This window comes from Flavobacterium sp. SOK18b (genome assembly GCF_014156605.1).
Classification (GTDB): domain Bacteria; phylum Bacteroidota; class Bacteroidia; order Flavobacteriales; family Flavobacteriaceae; genus Flavobacterium; species Flavobacterium tiangeerense.
This window is the reverse complement of the sequence record NZ_QKNZ01000094.1, coordinates 1-5,160: the sequence shown is the minus strand read 5'-3', so window position 1 is coordinate 5,160 and position 5,160 is coordinate 1. Positions and strand designations below refer to the sequence as shown.

General features: G+C 39.2%; 1 protein-coding gene. It reads left to right on the top strand.

The window, feature by feature from the left end:
- Positions 1–5,160, top strand: a 5,160-nt coding sequence (locus tag DNC80_RS12990; protein ID WP_182651596.1) for a SprB repeat-containing protein, incomplete at both ends; no start/stop codon positions are given.

Genomic DNA, 5,160 nt, shown 5'->3' with positions numbered 1-5,160 from the left:
AAGGAACTGGTACGCCAAGTGCCCCGAGTGCAGCAAGTGCCTCGTTAACATTTACCACAAGTGTAAGTAATGCCAATGCGGACCTTTATACTTTTGTAATTACAGATGCTAATGGTTGTCCAACAACTACTTCAGCAACGGTGACACCTATCACGAATCCTACTGTGGCTGTAGCCAGTCAAGTCAACGTAAGTTGTACTGGTGGTAATGACGGATCGATTACATTAAGTGGTTCAGGTGGATCAGGCGGATATACCTATAGTAACCTCGCTAGTTCAGGATATACAGCTACTGCAACCTTTGGTGGATTAACTGCCGCAGGTTCTCCATATACTTTTTATGTACGTGATAACAAAGGGTGTCAAAATTCAGTAGTAGTTACTATCACACAACCAGCAAATGCTTTGGCAGCAACAGTTACCGAAGTACCATTTAGTTGTAGCCCTTCTAATACTAAAGTATCGGGAACAGTAACGATAAATGTAACTGCAGGAACTGGAACATCTCCTTATACATACAGTTTTAACGGTGGCGCTTTTACGAGCAACAACGTATTGACTTTAAATGATAATGGTTCAAATCAACCGTATACCTACGCTGTTCAAGATGCCAAAGGTTGTCCAATATCTGGCAGTGGAACGCTATTACCTTTAAATAATCCGGTAATAGGAACCATAACAAGTACTCCTATTTACTGTGCACCAGCTGCAACCACAAGTACAGTAACCGTTCCTGTAAACGCAGGTACTGGAGTAGGTACTTTAAGCTACACGATTGTTTCGGGTCCAATTACCAACACATCAGGAGCTACAACGGGAGTATTCTCAGGTTTAACTTCTGGAAATTATGTATTTAGAGTAACGGATGCCAAAGGATGTTACGATACCGAGTCGTATTTTGTATCTCCAGTAACGCCAATAGTAGCTACGGCTACTAAATTAACTGATGTTGATTGTTTTGGAAACACAACAGGTTCTATTCGTTATGCAGTGAGTGGTTTTGGAGGAACGTATAGCTACACTATCAATGGAGGATCTCCAGTGACAGGACAAACGGCAGGAACTTTCGACTTGATCACCAGAGCTGCAGGAACCTATGCAGTAGTTTTCACAGATGATATTACTAGTTGTACTGCATCTACTTCTGTTACAATTACGCAACCAGCTCAAGCATTAGCAGCAACGTACACTACTGTAAATGCTAATTGTAATGTTCCTACAGCTAGTGTTACTGTTACAGCAACTGGCGGAACTGCAACGTACAGATATTCATTTGTTACTTCAAGTACTACTCCAGGAACGTATGGAACAAGTAATGTCGCTAATTTAAACCCAACAACAAGTACGAGTTGGTTTGCACATATCATTGATGCCAACAATTGTACTTTTATATTACCAATAACTATTGCATCTGACCCAATACCAACTGTTACTGCAACTGGTACAGGATGTTTAGGAACTCCAGGCGGATATACTATTACAGCTGCAAACACTACAACTCCAGCAGCTGGAATTATAACTCCAATACGTTACAGTATTAACAATGGTGCTTCTTACCAAGCAACAAATGTATTTACAGTAACTACAGCAGGTACTTATACCGTTACAATGATTGACGGAAACGGTTGTATTGCAACAGCGCCATCAATTATAGTGGCACCGCAGTTAACGTTAAATGCTGTTTTAAACAAAGACATCACTTGTGTTGTAGGTGACGAGCCTGCAAGAATTACTGTGACACCTACAGGTGGTTCGGGAAGTTTTACTTATGCTATAACGACACCTGCAACAGAAGCAACAAATGTAACTGGAGCAATTACAGGTATTTTCACAACAAGTGTGCCTGGTAATTATACTTTTACAGTTACTGATACTACTACAGGTTGTACATATACAACTACAGCGGCTATTCCTGTAACAACAGCAATTTTACCTGATATTACAAGTATCACACAAACCGCATTTATCAATTGTAATGGTGATGATACGGGTGCTATAAGAGCAAATTTTAACGCTTCACTTGGTTTAGCACCATTTGAGTTTAGTATTGATGGTACTAGTTTTCAAAGTTCAAATACGTTTACAGGACTTTCACAAGGAACTTACACTATAACTATTAGAGATGCTAAAGGATGTATTGATACAGAATCAATAACAATTACGGAGCCAGGTTTAATTAATTTTGTTTTGTCTAGAGTTCCAATTCAATGCATGGGTGGAATGAATACTTTAGGTTCTATTACCGTTGCTAATGTAGTTGGTGGAACAGGCTCATTCAGATATTTTATTACCAATAATTTTGGGTCGGTGGTGACACCAAACCCATATGTTGCAACAAGTAATGAAGATTTTACATTTACAATTATCGATTTTGGTATTTACACCGTTACTGTTGTAGATGCAAATGGTTGTAGTTTGAGTAAGCAAATTACAATGACTTCGCCTCCAACTTCTTTGAATATCGCTGTTAACGTGACTACGCCTGATTGTATTTCTGGTGGTACAGCTACCGTTACGGTAGGAGCACCAGTACTTGGTAACAGTTATGATTTTGGAATTGTGAATAGTAATATTCCACCTTATACATCTACATTTAATCCTGCAAATAATGGACCGTATTCATACAATTTTACAGGATTAACTCCAGGGGTTACCTATAGTTTTGTTGTACGAGATAATGTTACAGGATGTTTGTTTGTAAATACAGCAACTAGTCCTATTAACCCTGCTTCATCAATTACTGCTGCATTAACTCCTAATAACGTAACCTGTGTAGGTGCGAATGATGGAAGTGTAACGATGACAGTATCTGGATTTACAAATACAGCAACAAGTATTGATTATCAAATATTTAGACAGCAAAGTAATTCAACAGTAGGAGGAGTAATTAATCAGCCAGTTTCAGGAGGAACACCTTTTACATTTACTTATCCAGCTCCAGGCTCATTACCTGCAGGTCAATATTATATTGTTTACATTGAAAATGGCGGGGTAAATAATGGTTGTAAAGCATCTTTCCCATTCGAGATTAAAGAATCTTCAGTTAATTTATCAGTTATAGCTACCGTTATTTCAAATGAAAATTGTAATCAAGGTGGTGTTATAAGTGCACAAGCTAGAGATGGTGCTGGTTCTTACGAGTATTTAATCAATACGACCAATGTATTCCCAACTGCTTTAACAGCAGGATGGCAAACTGGAAATACCTTCAGTAATTTAGTAGCAAATACTTATTATGTGTTTACCAAAGATGCTTTTGGATGTATTCAACCAGCGATAGCAAGAGTTTTGACTAGAGATCTAGAACCTACAATAGCACTTCCAGCACCTATTTGTTACAATGGTACTCCATTTACGATAGATTTAGTTACAGATGCTTCGGCTTTGGCTACTATTTTACCAGCAACTTATAAAGTGGAACCAATTGCTAGTTTAGGTACAGCTACGTACCAAAACGGTTCTGCTTTTACATTCAATGCTGCTGGAACTTATAGATTGTACATTAAGGATGGCAATGGTTGCGTGGCTTTTGTAGATTATACTGTGTTGCCTCAGTTGCAGTTGACGCCTACTTTAACGAAAGTATTGGATTGTTCTGGAACACCAAATGCAACAATTACGTTGAATACAACAGGTGGAAATACAACACCAGCTCCAAATTATACGTACGAAGTTAACTTTAACTCGGGTGGTTTTGTAGCCGCTACAACTCCTTATTCAGCAGCAGCGCCAGGTTCTTATGAGTTTAGAGTTACTGATGCTAACAATCCAACACTTTGTCAAACTACAGCAACTATAGTTCTGGATCCAATTCCGGCTACTATTATTGCTACTCCTGTAGTGAAAGATGTAAGTTGTAATGGAGGAAGTGACGGAACCATTACGGTTACAGTAACTTCAGGCGAAGGACCTTATACGTATGTACTTTCAGGTACAACTACAAACACTAGTGGAGATGCTTCGGGTGTTTATACCGGTTTACCAGTAGGGAATTATGTGGTTACAGTTCGTAATGGTAGAGGTTGTTTACAGGCTTCAACTTCAATAACAGTTGCACAGCCAACATTGCTTGCCGCTACTGCAGCTGCCGCACTAAACACCACGTGTAGCAACACTACAGTAATTACGGTAACTGCTAGTCAAGGTTCTCCATCAACTGTAGGAACAGGTTATACCTATAGTTTTAATGGTTTATCATACACTAGTGACAATACCTTTACGGTAAATAATGGTCCAGTAGCAACCACTACAACAATAAGTGTAAAAGATGCTAATGGTTGTACCCTTGCATTACCAAATGTGATTACTCCAGCCTTAACACCGCCAACTAATTTAACTTTTGCAGTTACTACTGCACCAACTTGTCCAGCAAATACAGCAACAGTGCAAGTAACGGCAACAGGCGGTTTAGGTTCATTGGATTTTGATATTATTGAATTCAATAATGTACCAACAACTTTATATCTAACGCAATCAACCGCAGGAAGTGGTACACCAACAAGTTTTGCTAATTTACCTCCGGGAGATTACATTTTCCGAGTAACTGACGACAATGGTTGTACGTACCAAGAATTGTACACCGTTGTACCAGTAACCCCAATTGCTATTGTAGGCGCGTTGGTAAACGATATTACGTGTAACCCAGCAAATGGAACTACAAATAATGGTTCGGCTCGATTTACCGTAACTGGATTTAGCAGTACAGGTAATTATTCAATAAATGTAACTAGCGTGCCAGCTTTATTACCATTTACACAATTACCACTAGTGGGTGATGTAATAACGTTAACAGGACTTAATGCAGGAACATATACAGTAACCGTTACAGACAACACTACTTTATGTGTAGCTAGTGATGCAGTTACTATTACGTTGCCAAATCCAATAGCTTTCACTACAGCAGCTACCAAAGTGTTCTGTACACAAGACATTTCACAAATTACCGTAAGCGCAGTAACAGGCGGTTCAGGCGCATATCAATATGCGGTACTTCCTGGAGGAACCGTTACACCACCAGCAATGGGTGCTTACAATACCAATCCAGTTCTTTCAGTAGATACTAACTTGACTGTTTTATCATGGGATGTCTATGTTATGGATGCCAAAGGCTGCGTAGGCATGCAAAATGTAACGGTCGTAAACAATGCTGCTCCAACTATTG